At 66.3% G+C, this 17,212-nt stretch carries 20 protein-coding genes; 15 read left to right on the forward strand and 5 right to left on the reverse strand.

The genetic code is table 11. The features are described 5' to 3' along the window. Positions 1 to 80 precede the first annotated feature (80 nt). Positions 81 to 350, forward strand: coding sequence for a 30S ribosomal protein S15 (gene rpsO, locus ACE5CZ_RS00740; RefSeq protein WP_044438586.1), 270 nt, complete (start codon positions 81 to 83; stop codon positions 348 to 350). Positions 351 to 456: 106 nt separating this feature from the next. On the opposite strand, the gene ACE5CZ_RS00745 is transcribed toward rpsO, so the two are convergent. Further along, positions 457 to 741: a hypothetical protein gene (locus ACE5CZ_RS00745; RefSeq protein WP_374945438.1), complete on the reverse strand. Its 285-nt coding sequence runs from the start codon at positions 739 to 741 to the stop codon at positions 457 to 459. Between the two features lie 62 nt (positions 742 to 803). Between ACE5CZ_RS00745 and ACE5CZ_RS00750 the strand changes: the two genes are divergently transcribed. From ACE5CZ_RS00750 to ACE5CZ_RS00780, 7 genes are all read left to right on the forward strand, one after another. Continuing rightward, positions 804 to 1,235: a hypothetical protein gene (locus ACE5CZ_RS00750; RefSeq protein ID WP_374945439.1), complete on the forward strand. Its 432-nt coding sequence runs from the start codon at positions 804 to 806 to the stop codon at positions 1,233 to 1,235. Between the two features lie 72 nt (positions 1,236 to 1,307). Then, a complete protein-coding gene (locus ACE5CZ_RS00755; RefSeq protein WP_374945440.1) occupies positions 1,308 to 1,733 on the forward strand; it encodes a hypothetical protein in 426 nt (141 codons plus the stop codon). Between the two features lie 40 nt (positions 1,734 to 1,773). Next, positions 1,774 to 2,412, forward strand: coding sequence for a hypothetical protein (locus tag ACE5CZ_RS00760; protein WP_374945441.1), 639 nt, complete (start codon positions 1,774 to 1,776; stop codon positions 2,410 to 2,412). Between the two features lie 360 nt (positions 2,413 to 2,772). Beyond that, positions 2,773 to 5,046: a polyribonucleotide nucleotidyltransferase gene (locus ACE5CZ_RS00765; RefSeq protein ID WP_374945442.1), complete on the forward strand. Its 2,274-nt coding sequence runs from the start codon at positions 2,773 to 2,775 to the stop codon at positions 5,044 to 5,046. Between the two features lie 82 nt (positions 5,047 to 5,128). Continuing rightward, the gene (locus tag ACE5CZ_RS00770) at positions 5,129 to 6,079 is read left to right on the forward strand and encodes an aldo/keto reductase (RefSeq protein WP_374945443.1); all 951 of its coding nucleotides are present in this window, start codon (positions 5,129 to 5,131) and stop codon (positions 6,077 to 6,079) included. A 16-nt stretch (positions 6,080 to 6,095) separates the two neighbouring features. After that, positions 6,096 to 7,493: a M16 family metallopeptidase gene (locus ACE5CZ_RS00775; protein WP_374945444.1), complete on the forward strand. Its 1,398-nt coding sequence runs from the start codon at positions 6,096 to 6,098 to the stop codon at positions 7,491 to 7,493. Then, positions 7,490 to 8,092 (forward strand): histidine phosphatase family protein, encoded by a 603-nt coding sequence (locus ACE5CZ_RS00780; protein ID WP_374945445.1) that lies wholly within the window; start codon positions 7,490 to 7,492, stop codon positions 8,090 to 8,092. Before ACE5CZ_RS00775 ends, ACE5CZ_RS00780 begins: the two co-directional genes overlap by 4 nt. Before the next feature lie 3 nt (positions 8,093 to 8,095). Here the strand turns inward: ACE5CZ_RS00780 and ACE5CZ_RS00785 are convergent, their stop codons facing one another. After that, positions 8,096 to 8,575: a GNAT family N-acetyltransferase gene (locus ACE5CZ_RS00785; protein ID WP_374945446.1), complete on the reverse strand. Its 480-nt coding sequence runs from the start codon at positions 8,573 to 8,575 to the stop codon at positions 8,096 to 8,098. A 73-nt stretch (positions 8,576 to 8,648) separates the two neighbouring features. Between ACE5CZ_RS00785 and dapB the strand changes: the two genes are divergently transcribed. Both dapB and ACE5CZ_RS00795 read left to right on the forward strand, forming a co-directional pair. Next, on the forward strand, positions 8,649 to 9,398 hold the full coding sequence (dapB, locus tag ACE5CZ_RS00790; RefSeq protein WP_374945447.1) for a 4-hydroxy-tetrahydrodipicolinate reductase: 750 nt from the start codon (positions 8,649 to 8,651) through the stop codon (positions 9,396 to 9,398). A gap of 34 nt (positions 9,399 to 9,432) precedes the next feature. Continuing rightward, entirely contained in the window at positions 9,433 to 9,876 is a 444-nt protein-coding gene (locus tag ACE5CZ_RS00795; RefSeq protein WP_374945448.1) for a tetratricopeptide repeat protein, read from the forward strand. Between the two features lie 11 nt (positions 9,877 to 9,887). Here the strand turns inward: ACE5CZ_RS00795 and ACE5CZ_RS00800 are convergent, their stop codons facing one another. Beyond that, positions 9,888 to 10,808, reverse strand: coding sequence for a TIGR01777 family oxidoreductase (locus tag ACE5CZ_RS00800; protein ID WP_374945449.1), 921 nt, complete (start codon positions 10,806 to 10,808; stop codon positions 9,888 to 9,890). 204 nt (positions 10,809 to 11,012) lie between these two features. Between ACE5CZ_RS00800 and leuA the strand changes: the two genes are divergently transcribed. Next, a complete protein-coding gene (leuA, locus tag ACE5CZ_RS00805; RefSeq protein ID WP_374945450.1) occupies positions 11,013 to 12,782 on the forward strand; it encodes a 2-isopropylmalate synthase in 1,770 nt (589 codons plus the stop codon). A gap of 16 nt (positions 12,783 to 12,798) precedes the next feature. Here leuA and ACE5CZ_RS00810 read toward each other — a convergent pair whose 3' ends face one another. After that, entirely contained in the window at positions 12,799 to 13,515 is a 717-nt protein-coding gene (locus ACE5CZ_RS00810) for a trimeric intracellular cation channel family protein (protein WP_374945451.1), read from the reverse strand. A 65-nt stretch (positions 13,516 to 13,580) separates the two neighbouring features. Between ACE5CZ_RS00810 and recO the strand changes: the two genes are divergently transcribed. The 3 genes from recO to ACE5CZ_RS00825 are packed head-to-tail and all read left to right on the forward strand — an operon-like array spanning position 13,581 to position 15,553. Further along, positions 13,581 to 14,336, forward strand: a complete 756-nt coding sequence (recO, locus tag ACE5CZ_RS00815; RefSeq protein ID WP_374945452.1) for a DNA repair protein RecO — start codon at positions 13,581 to 13,583, stop codon at positions 14,334 to 14,336. Beyond that, the gene (locus ACE5CZ_RS00820) at positions 14,333 to 15,142 is read left to right on the forward strand and encodes an isoprenyl transferase (protein WP_374945453.1); all 810 of its coding nucleotides are present in this window, start codon (positions 14,333 to 14,335) and stop codon (positions 15,140 to 15,142) included. The genes recO and ACE5CZ_RS00820 overlap by 4 nt, the downstream gene beginning before the upstream one ends. A gap of 9 nt (positions 15,143 to 15,151) precedes the next feature. Further along, complete coding sequence (locus ACE5CZ_RS00825) at positions 15,152 to 15,553, forward strand: hypothetical protein (protein ID WP_374945454.1); 402 nt, start codon at positions 15,152 to 15,154, stop codon at positions 15,551 to 15,553. A 221-nt stretch (positions 15,554 to 15,774) separates the two neighbouring features. On the opposite strand, the gene ACE5CZ_RS00830 is transcribed toward ACE5CZ_RS00825, so the two are convergent. Next, positions 15,775 to 16,263, reverse strand: coding sequence for an aminoacyl-tRNA deacylase (locus ACE5CZ_RS00830; protein ID WP_374945455.1), 489 nt, complete (start codon positions 16,261 to 16,263; stop codon positions 15,775 to 15,777). Positions 16,264 to 16,360: 97 nt separating this feature from the next. Between ACE5CZ_RS00830 and ACE5CZ_RS00835 the strand changes: the two genes are divergently transcribed. Beyond that, entirely contained in the window at positions 16,361 to 17,068 is a 708-nt protein-coding gene (locus ACE5CZ_RS00835; protein ID WP_374945456.1) for a DsbA family protein, read from the forward strand. Positions 17,069 to 17,212 lie beyond the last annotated feature (144 nt).

A 17,212-nucleotide genomic window follows, 5' to 3' on the forward strand; every position in this document is an offset into this window, starting at 1 on the left:
CGTCTAACGGCCGCGGATAAAGAGAGCCCGCACACACGGTGTCGGGCACCGCGCAATGAGGAGAAAGGGGATCCCCTGCTATGGCTCTTGAAGCTGATGTCAAGAAGGCGATCATCGAAGAATACGCAACCCACCCCGGTGACACCGGATCCCCCGAGGTCCAGGTCGCGATGCTCACGCGTCGCATCAAAGACCTCACGGAGCACCTCAAGGAGCACAAGCACGACCACCACTCGCGTCGTGGCCTCCTGCTCCTGGTCGGACAGCGTCGCCGCCTGCTGGGTTACCTGGCCGATGTCGAGATCGAGCGCTACCGCGCCCTGATCGAGCGTCTCGGCCTGCGTCGGTAGTTGCCTGCGACGGTAATTCGCCGCATTTCTTGACGATGGGCCGTTCTCCCCGAGGGGAGGACGGCCCATTCGCGTATGCAGCAGGGTTCGTATCGGCGTTCGATCTTCAGACGCGATCGTCGCCGAGCTCCTGAACTCTCTCGGCCTGATAGTCCTCGTCGTCGAGATCGTCGTTCGTCTCGTCGGGATCGTCGATCTGCAGGGTGTCTATGTCGTTCTCGACGCCGAACTCCGTGTCGGCACCGTCGAGGAGACCCTCGTCGAGGCTCTCCTCGTCGTCGACCGAGGGGTCGCCCGGATTCGTGAACTCTGCGTCTCCTCGGGCGTCGAGCTCGCTCGACACCTCGAGAAGGTCTTCGTTGCCGTTTTCGTCGCGTTCTTTGTCAGTCATAGCTCGACTCTAGAACAGTGACCGCGTTGGCGTGAACCCCGCGCAAGCACTTGGATAGGGGCATGAGATTCCTTTCGTTCGGTCGCGCCAACAATCCCGAACTCGCGAAGACAGACCAGGGCTCGGGGTCGCTCGACGACTACCTCTACGACCTCGTTCCGCGCAACAAGCGGGTGCGCATCCAGCTCGCCGACAGCGACCCGTGCCAGGATGCTCTCCGCTTGGTTCTCGAGCAGGGCGTCACGGAGCCCGAGGCGTTCATCGCCCGGCGCAGCATCGCCGACGAGCGCACGGATGCGCCGACGCCGGTGCGGCTCTTCGTGAACCAGCGGCCCACCCCGGTCGTGGGGTTCGTTCCGCGCGGCCTCGAGGCCCCGGTCGAGGCCGCACTCGCGCGCCTTGCCGATTCGGGAAAGTCCACGCGAATGCAGGCGACGGTCCGCGAGACGAAGAGGGGCATCAGAGTCGACCTGGCCATCGGCCAGACTCGCTGAGAACGTGTTCTCGCCAGCGGGTTCCTGCGTGTGGCGCTTCCGTCTCTTGCGGCAGGAGAGTTGAATGTCTTCATGGTCATCGGCGATCCACGAGGTTCACGCGTTCCCGACAGGCACGATGTCGGTGCGGGTTCCCTCGCCGATTACACCTACAGCCTCTTCCCGAGGTTCACGAGCGTCATCCTGAGGGTCGCCGGAAGCATGCCGTTCCAGACGGAACTGAAGCAGCTGCGAGAGAGCCACCCGCCGCCGCGTGAGGCGTTCATCGAAAGACGACGCCCGGCCGAGGATCGCATCGACGCGCCGATGCCCGTGCGGCTGTGGTCGGGTTCCGAACTCAGCGATGTCGTGGGTTTCGTGCCCCGGGGACTCGAGGCGCCGGTCGATGCGTGCCTCGGTCGGTTGTCCGACCGGGGCAAGGGTCCCCGCATCCCGTGCTCGATCGTCTCGACCCGCCATGGGTTGAGGGTCGACCTCGGAATGGGCCGGGCGTACTGACCGGTGCGCGCGTCGGGTGCGCGCATGCTTGGATTGGTGCATGCCGCCTCCCCGCCGAAAACTCTCGCTGTTTCTGTGGGAGCCGTTTCTGCTCGGAGTGGTGCTGCTCGCGGCGCTGGCGGCATCGCTGACGGTGCGTGTCGCCGTGGTCGGAACGATCGTGGGGGTGCTCGCCGTCACCGCCTCGGTGGCCGCGATTCTCCAGCTCGTCAGGCTCGGGGTTCGAAGCGGGGGAGGGCGCAACTCGTCGTCGAGGCTCGCGTCGCTCGACGGCTTCGAGTTGCGCGATGTGCCCACCGACGGAATGCTCGTCCTCGACGAGACCAGCCGGCGCCAGGACTCGATCGACCTGGCCCTCGGGTGGACAGAGCACGACCTCACCGTCGTCCTCTGGCCGGGAGCCACTCGCTGGCTCGGCCGCGAGCTCCGCATCGAGGCGTACTTCGTCGGGGGGCCGAGACCTGCTCGGGCGGGATTTCTGCCCCGCGGCGCCGACGCATCCCTCGGCGAAGCCCTCGAGCGGCTGCGCGACGACGGCGTGCTCGTCACCCTGCCGGCGCGGGTTCTCGGCGACGGCACGCTGCCGGATGCGTCGAGGCCGTTCACGCGTCTCGCCCGGCCCTTCACGGTGGAGACGGGGCGACCCGCGGACGACGCGATTGCAGGCATCCGGCGCTGACGCGCCCTCGCCTGCTAAGATCGGCACTGTTGCCCCTCTCGGGCGACACGAACAAATCAATACACCAGCAACAAAGCGGAGCAGGCAGGCAGGACGCTGGTCACCGGTGGTGGGTTTCGGAACGCGTCGTAGAGCGATCCGAGGTTTTCTACTGTTGGCCAGACATGCGCCCCATGCTCTGATGGTTCTGACCGACCATTTGGTTCGAACGCGCGTACGTGCACGGGTCTCGCAATCGGCGAGCACCCCCATGTCGCTCTGTCACCCCACTCCGCTGTACGCATCGCGAGAGCCCACACGGGGCCGCGAACTCTCCCCGCCTGCATGGCGGGAGACAACACATAAGGAGAAAACCCCCATATGGAGGGTCCAGAAATCACATTCGCCGAAGCCGTTCTCGACAACGGCAAGTTCGGCACCCGCACGGTCCGCTTCGAAGCGGGCCGGCTGGCACAGCAGGCACAGGGCGCCGTCGCGGCCTACCTCGACGAAGAAACGATGCTTCTGAGTGCCACCAGCATCGGAAAGCACCCGAAGGACAACTTCGACTTCTTCCCGCTCACCATCGACGTAGAAGAGCGCAGCTACGCGGCCGGCAAGATCCCCGGTTCGTTCTTCCGCCGCGAGGGACGCCCCTCGACCGAGGCCATCCTGGTCTGCCGCCTGATCGACCGTCCCCTGCGCCCGTCGTTCGTCAACGGCCTGCGCAACGAGGTCCAGGTCGTCATCACGGTGCTGAGCATCGCTCCCGACGAGTTCTACGACACCCTGGCGATCAACGCGGCCTCCGCGTCGAGCCAGATCTCGGGAATCCCGTTCTCGGGTCCCATCGCCGGCGTGCGCCTCGCGCTCATCGGTGACCAGTGGGTCGCGTTCCCCAAGTACTCGCAGCTCGAAGAGGCCGTCTTCGACCTTGTCGTCGCCGGTCGCGTCGTCACCGACGCACAGGGCAACGAAGACGTCGCGATCATGATGGTCGAGGCCGAGGCCACAGAGAACAGCTGGAACCTGATCAAGGCCGGCGCAACGAAGCCCAACGAAGAGGTCGTGGCTCAGGGCCTCGAGGCCGCCAAGCCGTTCCTCAAGCAGCTCGTCGCCGCCCAGGCCTCGCTCGCCGCGCAGGTCAACAAGGCCGTTCGCGAATACCCGGTCTTCCCGGCGTACAGCCAGGCCGGCTACGACGCCGTTGCAGAAATCGCGTACGACGAGCTCGTCTCGATCTACCAGATCGCCGGCAAGACCGAGCGTCAAGACGCCGACGACGCGCTGAAAGAGCGGGTCAAGCTCGCCATCAACGAGAAGGTGTCCGCGGGCGAACTGTCGGGCGACATCCCGCCGATGGTCTCGGCAGCCTACAAGTCGGTCACCAAGACCGTCGTGCGCGGCCGCATCCTCACCGAGGGCATCCGCATGGATGGCCGCGGCCTGGCAGACATCCGTCCGCTCGACGCCGAGGTGCAGGTCATCCCGCGCGTGCACGGCTCCGCCATCTTCCAGCGCGGCGAGACCCAGATCCTGGGCGTCACCACCCTGAACATGCTCAAGATGGAGCAGCAGATCGATTCGCTGAGCCCGATCAAGAAGAAGCGCTACCTGCACCACTACAACTTCCCGCCCTACTCCACCGGAGAGACGGGTCGTGTCGGTTCGCCGAAGCGCCGCGAAATCGGGCACGGCTTCCTGGCCGAGCGCGCCATCGCCCCCGTGCTTCCGAGCCGCGACGAGTTCCCCTACGCGATCCGCCAGGTGTCCGAGGCTCTCGGCTCCAACGGGTCGACGTCGATGGGTTCCGTCTGCGCCTCGACCCTGTCGCTGCTCAACGCCGGTGTGCCGTTGCGCGCACCCGTCGCGGGCATCGCCATGGGCCTCGTGTCCGACACCATCGACGGAGAGACCCGCTACGCGGCGCTCACCGACATCCTCGGTGCAGAAGACGCGCTCGGCGACATGGACTTCAAGGTCGCCGGAACTTCTGACTTCATCACCGCGATCCAGCTCGACACCAAGCTCGACGGACTGCCCACGAGCGTGCTCGACGGCGCCCTGAAGCAGGCCAAGGCCGCGCGAACCGCGATCCTCAATGTCATCAACTCGGCGATCGATGCTCCCGACGAGATGGCCCCGACCGCGCCCCGCGTGATCAGCGTGCAGATCCCCGTCGACAAGATCGGCGAGCTGATCGGCCCGAAGGGCAAGACGATCAACGCCATCCAGGATGAGACGGGCGCCGACATCTCCATCGAGGAGGACGGCACGGTGTACATCGGCGCCGTCGACGGTCCCTCCGCCGAGGCCGCTCGGGCCCAGGTCAACGCGATTGCCAACCCGACCAACCCCGAGGTCGGCGAGCAGTTCCTCGGAACCGTCGTCAAGATCGCGACCTTCGGCGCGTTCGTGTCGCTGCTCCCGGGCAAGGACGGCCTGCTGCACATCTCGGAGGTGCGCAAGCTCGCCGGTGGCAAACGCGTCGAGAACGTCGAAGACGTGCTGGGTGTCGGCCAGAAGATCCTCGTCGAGATCACCAAGATCGATGACCGCGGAAAGCTGTCGCTCGCTCCGGTCGTCGCTGACGACGCAGACACCGAGGGCTCCGCTGCCGCCAGCGAGGGTCCCGAGGCTCCGGCCGAAGGCTAGTCTCACCATGATCGAAGGCCCGTCCCACGAAGGTGGGGCGGGCCTTCGTCATTTCGGCCTCGGTGAGAACTACACTGCCCTCATGACGCCGAACGACGACGCCAGAGCATTCGGGGCGGGCAGTGCAACCCAGGCCGTGCCGCCTGCGCGTTTTCGTCTCGCGATCGACGGCAGCGTCTTCGGCTGGGCGTCCGGCGTGGCCGCCACGGCCGACGTGCTGGATGCGTTTCACGACGCGGGCGGCCGGCTCATCTCGACGGCCGACCACTACGCAGGTGGTCGCAGCGAGATCATGATCGGCAACTGGGTGCGAACGAGAAAAGCTCGAGACAGGGTGTTCCTCGCCACGAAGATCGGCCGCCACCCGGATGCGCCCGGTCTCTCGGCCGAGAGCATCGTGGCCGCAACCGAGGCCTCCCTCGAACGGCTCCAGACCGACCACCTCGACCTGCTCTCGTTCGATGGAGACCATCCCCAGACGCCTCTGGAGGAGAGCCTGGCCGCCGTCGCCACGCTGATCGAGAGGGGCGCGATTCGCGCGCTTGCGGCGTCGTCCTACTCGGGCGCGCGCCTCATCGAGGCGCAGCAGTTGTCGCAACAACTCGAACTCCCGCGATTCAGGGCGGCCTTCAGCCCGTACAGCCTGATGACGCGGCGCCCGGTCGAGAACGAGCTGCTCCCCGCCGTCTCCTCTCTCAAGATCGGCATCTTCGCGCGTCTGCCCTTGGCCAACGGCTTCTTGACCGGCGAGTACCGCAGTCACAACGACGTTCCGCGGTCGATCATGTTCGCCGATGCCGCCTCGCATATCGGCCGGCAGGGCTTCACTGTTGTGAAGGCGCTCGAGCAGGTCGCGGCCGAACAGAACGCGTCGCTCGGCTCCTGCGCTCTGGCTTGGGTGCGCTCGAAGCCGAACATCATCGCGCCCGTGGTGCGGGCGGCGTCGGCCGAACAGGTCGCCGAGCTCGCGGCATCCGTCGATCTCGTTCTCGAGCCGCACCAGCTCGCCGCCCTCGATCGCGCGTCGCAGTGACATAGGCTGGGGCGCGATGAACAACGCCGTGCCACTGCCATTGAATCTGCCCGAACTCCGAGTCGAAGCGTCGGGCGGTTCACTGGTCCGACGCACGATTCTTCCGTCGGGCGTTCGCATCCTCACCGAGAAGATGCCCGGCGCGCAGAGCGCCACGGTCGGGTACTGGGTCGCCGTCGGCTCGCGTGACGAACTCGGCAGCGTTCTCGCCACGGCGTCCGGTCCCGCAGTGCCGTCGCGCTATGGCTCCACGCACTTCCTCGAGCACCTGCTGTTCAAAGGAACTCCGACGAGGTCGGCGCTCGACATCGCGGTGGCCTTCGACGCCGTGGGCGGCGAGCACAATGCCGCCACGAGCAAGGAGTACACCTGCTACTACGCCAAGGTCAGAGACCGCGACCTTCCCATGGCCGTCGACGTGATCGCCGACATGCTGACGTCGTCGCTGATCGAGCGGGGCGAGTTCGAGACCGAGCGGGGAGTGATCCTCGAAGAGCTGGCCGAGGCCTCCGACGACCCCTCCGATGTGGCAGGGGAGCGATTCTTCGAGGCCGTACTCGGCGAGCATCCACTCGCTCGACCCGTCGGAGGCAGCGCCGAGGCGATTCGCGAGGTCACGCGTGACGCCGTCTGGCAGCACTACCTCGAGAACTACCGGCCGCAAGACCTCGTGATCACCGCGGCCGGCGCCGTCGACCACGACGAACTCGTCGCACGTGTCACGGTCGCGCTCACGTCGGCCGGATGGAACCTCGAGCAGAGCGCCGAGCCCGTGGCCCGCCGCGCATCCACTCGCGTAGGGGTGCATCGCGGTTCGCCCCTCGTCGTAGTGCAGCGACCGAACGAGCAGGCGAGCCTGATAGTAGGAACCTCCGGATTCACGGCGAACGACGACCGTCGTTCGGCCCTCAGCGTGCTCGGCTCCGTCTTCGGCGGGGGCATGTCCTCGAGGCTCTTCCAGGAGATCCGCGAGAAGAGGGGGCTCGCGTACTCGGTCTATTCGTTCGCGCCGTCGTACTCCGATGCGGGACTCTTCGGCATGAATGCCGGATGCACCCCGGCGCGGGTCGGCGAGGTCGCCGAGCTCATGATCGAACAGCTGCAGCTTCTGGCCGACGACGGCATCACGGCAGACGAGCTGCGACGCGCGCACGGGCAGCTGTCGGGTTCCGCGGCCCTGGCACTCGAAGACTCAGACACGCGGATGTCGCGGCTCGGGCGCGCCGAGATAACGCAGGGCGAGTTCGTCGACCTCGACGAGGCGCTGCGCCGCCTCGACCGGGTGACGCCCGAAGACGTGCACGAACTCGCGCGCGACATCGCGGCGCGTCCGATCTCGATCTCCGCCGTCGGAGCCATTGCCGAGAATGCCTTCGATCGCGTGAATTCGATGCGATCAGGGGCGACATCGTGACCCGCACCCTCTACCTCGTTCGGCACGGCGAACAGCAGGATGCCGAGTACGGCATCAACGACGGCCCCCTGTCTCCGCGTGGCCAGCGCCAGGCCCGACTCGTCGCGGAACGGCTCGGCGGCGTGCCATTCACCAACGTGTGGCATTCGCCGCTTCAGCGTGGGGAAGACACCGCGGCGATCATGGCCGAGCATCTGCCGGCACTGCAGCCCGAGCCCACTGCCCTGCTCTTCGATTGCGTTCCTACGGGCTACTCGCCGCAGATGCCGCACGCCTTCCAGCCGTTCTTCAACTCGGTGACGATCGAGCAGGTCGACGCGGGAAGGGCGCAGATGGCCGACGCCGTCTCGGAGTTCTTGTCGCCGACTCGTGAGCCCACCAATGATCTGCTGATCACGCACAACTTCGTGATCGGGTGGCTCGTGCGAGAGGCCATGGGTGCACCGGACTGGCGCTGGGTGGGGGTGAACCAGGCGAACTGCGGCCTGACGATCATCACAGTGAAGGCCGGCAGGCTGCCCGAACTCATGACCCACAACGACCTGGGTCACCTGCCCGTCGAACTGCGCACAGGGCTTCCCGAGGCGCAGCCGTACTGACGCCTATCCCGCGGCCCGCAGTTCTTTCGCGTACCAGACGGTCGCGTTCGGATTCTCGTTGTACGGATCGACGGAGACATAACCTCGCTTCGCATAGAGCCGCGCGGCGCCCGTAAGGGTGTGGTGCGTGTCGAGCACTATCAACTCGGCTCCCCACTGTCGCGCCCGGGCCTCGAGCTCGTCCATCACAAGCGCGGCGATCCCCTGGCCCCTGCTCTGTGGCGCGAGCCAGAGGTGCTTGACCTCGAAGCGCACGCGACCCGTCGCATCGGGCGGAATACGACGGATGCCGCCGCATCCGACAGGCTCGTCGTCGCCGGCTATGAGGAATGCGCCGTCGGGCGCGACGAACCCGTTCGGGTCGGGGTAGGTGATCGTGTAGGCGCCCTGGGCCGGAGGAAACTCGCGGGCACGCCACGTGAAATAGTCGGTCAGCAACTCGTGCGCGTCAGGGGAGTCCGTTCGGGCCTCGCGGATATCCATGGCTCAAGGGTAGGCCAGCGCCCCGGGCCCCATCGACGGCAGGCGGCAACTCGCGACTTGGTAGATTGGAGCCATGACTACGAAGGTTGCCGTCGTCGGCGCATCCGGCCGCATGGGACAACTTTTTTCGACGATCGTCACCGAGACGCCGGGGTTCGCACTCTTCGCGCAGATCGGGTCGTCAGGAGACCTCGGCGAGATGATCGGGGCAGACCTCGCGGTCGACGTCACGGTCCCGGCCGTCTCGCACACCATCGTCGACTTCGCGCTGTCGAACGGCATTCCCGTGCTCGTGGGAACCTCGGGCTGGTCGGCGGATCGCATCCGCGGGCTCGAGCGTCGGTTGGTCGAGACACCCGAGCTCGGCGCCGTCATCATTCCGAATTTCTCGGTCGGTTCGGTGCTTGCAAGCTCGTTCGCGGCCACGGCGGCGCGGTTCTTCGACTCGATCGAGATCGTCGAGGCGCACCACGCCACGAAGATCGATTCTCCCTCCGGCACCGCCGTCAGAACGGCCGAGCTCGTCGCCGCGGCACGAGGCACGCGTGGACCGGTGTCGGCTCCGCACACAGACCAGCGCGCACGAGGACAGCAGGTCGCAAGCGTCCCCATCCACAGCCTTCGGCTTCAGGGTGTCGTCGCCAAGCAAGATGTGATTCTGGGCGGAGTAGGCGAGGTTCTCACCATCAGCCACGAGACCCTTGCGCCGAGCGCCTACGAGGCAGGAATTGCCATCGCCCTGCGCGCCGCCACCCGGGCTCGCGGAGTCGTCGTCGGGCTCGACCGGCTCATCGATCTGACGGCCGGATCGGACGAGCAGTGAGCCGTTTCGATCGCGTGTTCGACCGGACACGTCGATGAAGGGGCGGATCGCCGCGTGGGCGATGGCTGTGCTGCTGGCGCTCTATCTTGTTCTCGTCGCAGATCGCTCCGTGCGACTCGTGGCGACGGGCGAGCCTGTGGCCGTCGGCCTGGGAGTGGCTCTCGTCATTCTGCCGCTGATCGCCGCGTGGGCGTTGCTGCGTGAGCTGCTTTTCGGGATCCGCACCGAACGTCTTGTCAAAGATCTCGAGGCTGAACAGGGTCTGCCAGAAGACGAGCTGCCCAAGCGGCCGAGCGGGCGACCCGACAGGGCGGCCGCCGACGCCGAGTTCGAGCGCTTTCGGGCCGAGGTCGACGCCTCACCCGAGAGCTGGCGTGCCTGGTTCAGGCTCGGCCTGGCCTACGACGCCAGCGGCGACCGCAGACGCGCCCGCGCGGCGCTGCGTCGGGCGATCGAGTTGAACCGGCAGGCCGCCTGAATTTTCGCTTGCTAGGTGCGGGCCGGGACGGGCCGAGCTAGAGCCGCCGCAAGAGCCTGGCCGACACTCTCGTCGCGGAAGGAGAATCCGTCGGCGACGAGCAGTTGCGACGAGACGTTCTGGTCTGCCAGAAGCAGTTCTGTGCCCGCGTCGGCAAGGGCGGCCTTGATGGCCCAGCCCGGCGCGCGCAGCCAGAACGGCCTGTTGAGCTGATGGGCGAGGGTCTCGGTGAGCTCCGACGCCGTGGCCGGATGCGGTGAGGCCAGGTTGACCGGGCCCGTGAGCGACGAGTCGAGCGCGAGGTGCGCGATGGCAGCGGCTTCGTCGTCGAGGCTGATCCACGGCCACACCTGCGTGCCGGCACCCAGGGGGCCGGCGACACCGAGCTTCGCCAGAATGTGCAGCGGCTTCAGCGCGCCTCCGTTGCCGAGCACGAGTCCGGTACGGGCCATCACCACACGGGTGCTCGGCGAGGCCTTGGCTGCTGCGCGTTCCCAGGCCTCGACGACCTTGGCGAGAAAGCCGTCGCCCTGAGCCGAGGTCTCGGTAAGAACCTCGGCCGGGCGATCTCCGTAGAAGCCCACGGCCGACCCGTTCACCAGGGTGTGCGGGGGAGATGCCGACTTGGCGATCGCCGCCGTGATGGTGCTCGTGGCCTGAAGGCGTGACGACAGGATCTGCTTCTTGTACGGCAGTGTCCACGGCAGACGAGAGATGGATGCGCCCGACAGGTTCACGATGACATCCGCGGCATCGACCGTTGCGACGTTCAGCCACGAGACCTCCGGGTCCCACTGGCGTTCCTTCGGATGATGGGTGGGATGCCGTACGAGTCGAATAACCAGGTGTCCGGCCGCCTCGAGCTGGCGGGTCAGTTCGGTGCCGATCATTCCGGATGCCCCGGCGATGACTATGGTCTGCTGTTCAGGCATTCGGCCTCCCTTTCCTTTCAGCCTAACCGGCCCGCCCCGGCGGGCAGGTACGTCTTCGTCGTCCGGGGCGAATTCGGTGCTACCGTTGCAGCATGCTGTTCGGTCTGCTCCTTCTTAGCTGCCGCGACGAGTCCTAGTCTCAGGCCTTCCTCGTCGCGGAGTTTGCTATTGGCTGACCATCCGAAGACGCGAAGGAACCAGACCGTGAAGAACAATCAGACAGCATCGGCCATGCCGATCCACAAGTACCGCCCGTTCCACGAACAGATCGCCGTCGACCTGCCCGACAGAACATGGCCGGCCAAGCGCATCACCGAGGCACCCCGCTGGTGCGCCGTCGATCTGCGAGACGGCAACCAGGCGCTCATCGACCCGATGAGTCCCGAACGCAAGCGAGTGATGTTCGACCTGCTGGTGCGCATGGGCTACAAGGAGATCGAGGTCGGATTTCCGAGCGCGAGCCAGACCGACTTCGACTTCGTGCGCAGCCTCATCGATGAGAACGCCATTCCCGACGACGTCACGATCCAGGTGCTGACGCAGGCGCGCGAGCACCTGATCGCCCGCACCTACGAGTCGATCGCCGGGGCCAGACAGGCAATCGTGCATCTCTACAACTCCACGTCCATCCTGCAGCGCGACGTCGTCTTCCGCAGCGACAAGCAGGGCATCATCGACATCGCCCTCACCGGCGCACGTCTGTGCCGGCAGTACGAAAAGACGATTCCCGAGACTGTCGTCTACTACGAGTACTCGCCCGAGAGTTTCACGGGCACCGAGCTCGAGTTCGCACTGGATGTCTGCAACCAGGTCATCGAAGTCTTCGAGCCGACCGCAGACCGCAAGGTCATGATCAACCTGCCGGCCACCGTCGAGATGGCGACGCCGAATGTCTACGCCGACTCGATCGAGTGGATGAGCCGCAGACTGGCGCATCGCGAGAACATCGTTCTCTCGCTGCACCCCCACAACGATCGAGGCACGGCCATCGCGGCCGCCGAGCTGGGCTATCTCGCCGGCGCCGACCGCATCGAGGGCTGCCTGTTCGGCAACGGCGAGCGCACGGGCAACGTCGACCTGGTTGCCCTCGGCATCAACCTGTTCACTCAGGGCATCGATCCGCAGATCGACTTCTCCGACCTCGACGAGATCCGGCGCACGGCCGAGTACTGCAACCAGCTGAAGGTGCCCGAGCGCAGCCCGTGGGCCGGCGACCTGGTCTACACGGCGTTCAGCGGATCTCATCAGGACGCCATCAAAAAGGGTTTCGAGGCCATGGCCGTCGACGCGGTCGCGCAGGGCAAAGAGGTCGACGACCTGGTGTGGGCGGTTCCCTACCTGCCTGTCGATCCCAAAGACCTGGGCCGCAGCTATGAGGCTGTCATCCGCGTAAACTCGCAGTCGGGCAAGGGCGGTGTGGCATATCTGCTGAAGAACGACCACGCGCTCGACCTGCCGCGCAAACTGCAGATCGAGTTCTCGGGCGTTGTTCAGGCGAAGACCGACGCCGACGGTGGCGAGGTCACGAGCGAGCAGATCTGGGACATCTTCCAAGACGAGTACCTGCCCGCTCCGGCCGAACACTCCGAGTCGAAGTGGGGGCGCTTCGAGCTCACCCGCACGCGAACTGCCAGCGATATGTCGGGCAGCGTCTCGCTGCAGGTCGAGCTGCGCATCGGAGACGAGACGCTCGACACAGAGGCCTCGGGCAACGGCCCGATTGCGGCGTTCCTCAACGTACTGAGCGACCAGGGTGTCGATGTCAAGCTCTACGACTATGTCGAGCACGCCCTGAGCGCGTCGGGCGATGCGCTGGCAGCGGCGTATGTCGAACTGCAGGTCAACGGTTCGAGGCTCTGGGGCGTCGGTATCGACGCCGACATCTCGACGGCGTCTCTGAAGGCCGTCGTCAGTGCGGTCAACCGCGCCATCCGGGTTTCGGATGCGGATCGCGAGCTCACCGCCGTCGGATAGAGACCCGCACCGGCACTCAGGGCTGGCCCGGCTTCGCCGCTCGGCGGAGTCGAGGCCAGCGCGGACGCAGCGCGGAACGCGAGATCTTCGGTATCCGCCGGATGGCGCGCTGTTCGGGCAGGCTCCAGCCGTAGCGAACGGCGAGCAGGCGCACCACGGTGGTGACGACGACGCAGATGACGGCGGCGACGGTGATGTCGAGGCCGCCCGCCCAGAACATGACGAGAACTGCCGACCCGGCGCCGGCGGCGACCGCATAGAGCGATCCCACGTGCATGAGCGCGATGGGCATGGCGAGCAGCACGTCTCGCACCACGGATCCGCCGACGGCCGAGACCACCCCGACGAAGATCGACGGGATGACGGGGAGCCCCAGCGACAGGGCCTTGGTGGTTCCGATGGCTCCGAAGAGGCCGATGGTGAGCGCGTCGAGGATCGTGATCACCGTGTCGAGGCGCTCGAAGAGTCGCACGAGCAGCATGCCGAACAGGGCCGACAGCACGGCGACGCTCAGGTACCAATTCGTGTGCAGGGCCACCAGCGGCACCACGAGGAGGATGTCGCGCAGCAGGCCTCCGCCGAGGCCGGTGGCCACGCCGATGATGGCGACTCCGAGCAGGTCGAGCCTGCGATCCCTGAACTGCGACGCGAACATGGCGCCCTGCAGGCTGCCGATGCCCACGGCCAGAAGATCCGCCCAGAAGGGGATGGAGAAGGTCTCGGCGACTGACACCCTCAAGGTGTACCACGACCGCGCGTGCACCGGGCGTTCACGAAGCTGAGGGTCGATAATGGATCGTGCCTGTTTACCGTGACGACTGCGTCGTGCTGCGCACCCACAAGCTGGGTGAGGCCGATCGCATCGTCACCATGCTCACACGCCAGCATGGCAAAGTGCGCGCGGTGGCCCGCGGCGTGCGGCGCACGGCATCGAAGTTCGGTGCACGCCTCGAGCCATTCATGGTCGCCGATGTGCAGTTCTACGAGGGTCGGTCGCTCGACACAGTCACCCAGGCCGAGACCATTTCTTCATACGGTGCCGCCATCACCGCCGACTACGCGAGCTACACGGCGGCCAGCGCCATGGTCGAGACCGCCGACAAGCTCAGCGAGGCCGAGGCCGGGCTGCCGCAGTACCTCCTTCTGGTGGGCGCGCTTCGTTCGCTGTCTCGAGGCGAGCACGGGGCCAGCCTCACCCTCGACTCCTACTTGCTGCGCGCCCTGTCGATGGCCGGCTGGGCTCCGAGTTTCCATGACTGCGCGGTCACGGGCGAGCCCGGTCCCCATTCCGCCTTCGTCGTGCAGCTCGGAGGAGTCGTCAGCGATTCCGTCGCCCCTCCGGGAACGCCCCGCCTCGATGTGCAGACCGTGGGACTCCTCAGTGCCTTGCTCACCGGCGACTGGGAGCGGGCCGATGCATCCGACCAGAAATCCCGGTCGAAGGCCAGCGGCGTGGTCTCGGCCTATACCCAGTGGCACCTCGAACGGGGCCTCAGGTCGCTCGAGCACGTGGATCGTTCCGTGCAGAAGCACTCACAGGAGGCCGCGTCATGATCCGTCCCCGCCCGGGCGATTCGCGGCCCGATTTTCAACCCCTCGACTTCACCGGCATCCATCCGCCCGCGATTCCGGCCGACCAGGTGCCGCAGCATGTCGCTGTGGTCATGGACGGCAACGGTCGATGGGCGAACCAGCGCGGCCTCACCCGCGTCGAAGGCCACCGGGCGGGCGAGGCGGCGCTGCTCGACGTCGTGGCGGGCGCCATCCAGGTCGGCGTCACGCACCTCAGCGTGTATGCATTCTCAACCGAGAACTGGAAGCGGTCGCCGGATGAGGTGCGCTTTCTCATGGGCTTCAACCGCGAGGTGCTGCATCGACGCCGCGACCAGCTCAACGAGTGGGGTGTGCGCATCCGCTGGGCAGGGCGCAAGCCCAGGCTCTGGGCGAGCGTCATCACAGACCTTCAGGTCGCCGAGCGGCTCACCGCGGGCAACAGCACCATTACGCTGAGCATGTGCGTCAACTACGGCGGTCGCAACGAGATCGTGGATGCCGTGACCGCCATCGCCGAGGACGTGCGGGCCGGCCGGTTGAAGCCCTCGGGTATCAGCGAGAAGACGATTCAGAAGCACCTGTATCTCCCCGACCTGCCCGACGTCGATCTCTTCGTGCGCAGCTCGGGCGAGCAGCGCACCAGCAACTTCCAGCTGTGGCAGTCGGCCTATGCCGAGATGGTGTTCCTCGACACACTGTGGCCCGACTTCACGCGCCGAGACCTGTGGCAGGCCATCGAGCACTACGTCGGCCGGTCCCGCCGCTTCGGCGGGGCAGTCGACGCTCCCTCTACGCCCGCCCACTAAACTTTCGGCATGTCGGATCTCACTCGCATTGACTCCCATTCCGTGTCGCAGCCCGAACCTCCGCTCGTGGTCATCGGCGAAATAGTGGTGACCAGCAATTGGCTCGTCACCCCGTCGGGCACAGTTCCCCTCGCTGGCACGGAGTTCTACGTCACCGACTTCACGCGTGTTGAGCAGAAGACCCCGACGTGGGCAATCGTGCTCGCCATCGTCGGTTTCTTTCTGGTACTCGTTCTCAGCCTGCTCTTTCTGCTTGCGCGCGAGTCCCGGATGACCGGGTATGTGCAGGTCACGGTGCGAAACGGCCACCTGCAGTACCAGAGCAACGTGCCGGTGCTCTCTGCGGCGACGGCACCGGATGTTTTCGCTCGAGTGCAACACGCCCGTCACGTCGTGTCGTTGGCCGCCTGAGTCTGCGCTTCAGCGAACGGGACAACCGAGCGGTGATCCGCCGGTCTGATCAGATCGTTTGACTGTGGAGGACGTTGCCGACAGGAAATCTGTGGAGGAGCGGTCCACGGACGGGAGCGCCCTTCGACAGGCTCAGGGAACGGCGCCCAGGGATCGGTCGTCTCGATACGCCCTGCTCGTTCCTCGCGAGCGCTGCTCGACCGACGCAGCATCCTGCGCGGTCAGGAGGAGCGCGGCTTCAGCTCGTCGGTGATGTCCGCGATCGTCGCGCCGAAGGCATCCAGAAGCGCGTCGGCGTCGACGAAGGCCGACAGGCCGTGCTCGCCAGCGCCGAGCGCGATGCGCCGACCGATGATGCGCTCGTCGGCGAAGACGGGCCAGGCCGTTGTGCTCCCCAAAGGGGTGATCGTGCCGCGCTCGTAGCCCGTGGCGTCGCGCGCCACGTCTTGGTGGGGCAGCGACAGTTTGTTCACGTTCACGATCGCGCGCAGTTTGGCCCAGCTGATCTGCCGGTCGCCGGGCACGAGGGCGAACACGAAGTCGCCGTCGTGGCGTTTGACGACGAGTGTCTTCACGATGTCCGACGGCTCGAGCCCCAGGGAGACGGCCGCTTCCTCGAGGCTGTTCGCTGGCGGGCGCTGCACGATCTCTACGGCGAGCCCGCGGTCTTTCGCGTCGCCACGAACACGGTCTCGTCCTGAAGTCGTCATTGAACGAGTCAACCATGAGGCCGCTCAGAACCTCCTGTGTCGAAGATCCGCCCATCCGACCGGGAATAGCCGCCTCGCGCCCGCCGTTGCCAACCCTGTGACCGATCTTCAGAACCCTCTCGCCGCAGCCCCCATCAAGGTCGATGTCTGGAGCGACATCGCCTGCCCCTGGTGCTACATCGGCAAGCGCAAACTCGAGGCGGGCATCGAGGCGTTCGGCACGCAGCCTGGAACTCCTGCGGTCGAGATCGAGTACCACAGCTTCGAGCTCTCACCCGATACGCCCGTCGACTTCGCGGGCGACGAGGTCGAGTTCCTCGCCAACCACAAGGGCATTCCCGCCGAGCAGGCCAGGCAGATGCTCACCCGCGTGGTCGGAATCGCCGAAGACGTCGGGCTGCACTACGACTACGACGCGCTGCAGCACGCGAACACGGTCAAGGCCCACGAGCTCATCCACTACGCCAAGTCGAAGGGAATGCAGCTCGAGGCCAAGGAGCGCCTCTTGAAGGCGTACTTCGAAGAAGGCCGCAACGTCGGTCGCATCGAAGACCTGGCCGATCTCGCAGCCGAGATCGGTCTCGATCGCGACGATGTCGTGCGCTCGCTGATCTCGGGCGAATACCTCGAGTCCGTCCGCAGTGACCAGCGACAAGCGCAGGAATACGGAATTCAGGGCGTGCCCTTCTTCGTGATCGACGGCCGGTACGGTGTGTCGGGCGCCCAAGATGCCGCGACGTTCGTCGAGGTCTTCGGCCGGATCGCGGGCGAGCGCACCGGCTCCGTCGACGCGGTGTCGGCATGACCGCGAGGCACGACGCGGCCGTCGGCGAGTCCGGTGTCGCCCCGGCCGCTCCGGGCCTGGTCATGGTCGGCGCATCCGGTGCCGTCTGTGTCGACGGCGTCTGTGCCATCGAGCCCCACGCCGAGGCGAACGCGGAGGGCAGCC

Source organism: Agreia sp., from assembly GCF_964263775.1.
GTDB lineage: Bacteria > Actinomycetota > Actinomycetes > Actinomycetales > Microbacteriaceae > Agreia.

What these genes read in the sequence shown, in the direction of transcription:
- ACE5CZ_RS00775 (WP_374945444.1), top strand. Translation starts at nt 6,096, where the DNA reads ATGAACAACGCCGTGCCACTGCCATTGAATCTGCCCGAACTCCGAGTC.
- ACE5CZ_RS00765 (WP_374945442.1), top strand. Translation starts at nt 2,773, where the DNA reads ATGGAGGGTCCAGAAATCACATTCGCCGAAGCCGTTCTCGACAACGGC.
- ACE5CZ_RS00755 (WP_374945440.1), top strand. Translation starts at nt 1,308, where the DNA reads ATGGTCATCGGCGATCCACGAGGTTCACGCGTTCCCGACAGGCACGAT.
- ACE5CZ_RS00785 (WP_374945446.1), bottom strand. Translation starts at nt 8,575, where the DNA reads ATGGATATCCGCGAGGCCCGAACGGACTCCCCTGACGCGCACGAGTTG.
- dapB (WP_374945447.1), top strand. Translation starts at nt 8,649, where the DNA reads ATGACTACGAAGGTTGCCGTCGTCGGCGCATCCGGCCGCATGGGACAA.
- ACE5CZ_RS00795 (WP_374945448.1), top strand. Translation starts at nt 9,433, where the DNA reads ATGAAGGGGCGGATCGCCGCGTGGGCGATGGCTGTGCTGCTGGCGCTC.
- rpsO (WP_044438586.1), top strand. Translation starts at nt 81, where the DNA reads ATGGCTCTTGAAGCTGATGTCAAGAAGGCGATCATCGAAGAATACGCA.
- ACE5CZ_RS00800 (WP_374945449.1), bottom strand. Translation starts at nt 10,808, where the DNA reads ATGCCTGAACAGCAGACCATAGTCATCGCCGGGGCATCCGGAATGATC.
- ACE5CZ_RS00830 (WP_374945455.1), bottom strand. Translation starts at nt 16,263, where the DNA reads ATGACGACTTCAGGACGAGACCGTGTTCGTGGCGACGCGAAAGACCGC.
- ACE5CZ_RS00745 (WP_374945438.1), bottom strand. Translation starts at nt 741, where the DNA reads ATGACTGACAAAGAACGCGACGAAAACGGCAACGAAGACCTTCTCGAG.
- ACE5CZ_RS00750 (WP_374945439.1), top strand. Translation starts at nt 804, where the DNA reads ATGAGATTCCTTTCGTTCGGTCGCGCCAACAATCCCGAACTCGCGAAG.
- ACE5CZ_RS00770 (WP_374945443.1), top strand. Translation starts at nt 5,129, where the DNA reads ATGACGCCGAACGACGACGCCAGAGCATTCGGGGCGGGCAGTGCAACC.
- ACE5CZ_RS00760 (WP_374945441.1), top strand. Translation starts at nt 1,774, where the DNA reads ATGCCGCCTCCCCGCCGAAAACTCTCGCTGTTTCTGTGGGAGCCGTTT.
- ACE5CZ_RS00820 (WP_374945453.1), top strand. Translation starts at nt 14,333, where the DNA reads ATGATCCGTCCCCGCCCGGGCGATTCGCGGCCCGATTTTCAACCCCTC.
- ACE5CZ_RS00825 (WP_374945454.1), top strand. Translation starts at nt 15,152, where the DNA reads ATGTCGGATCTCACTCGCATTGACTCCCATTCCGTGTCGCAGCCCGAA.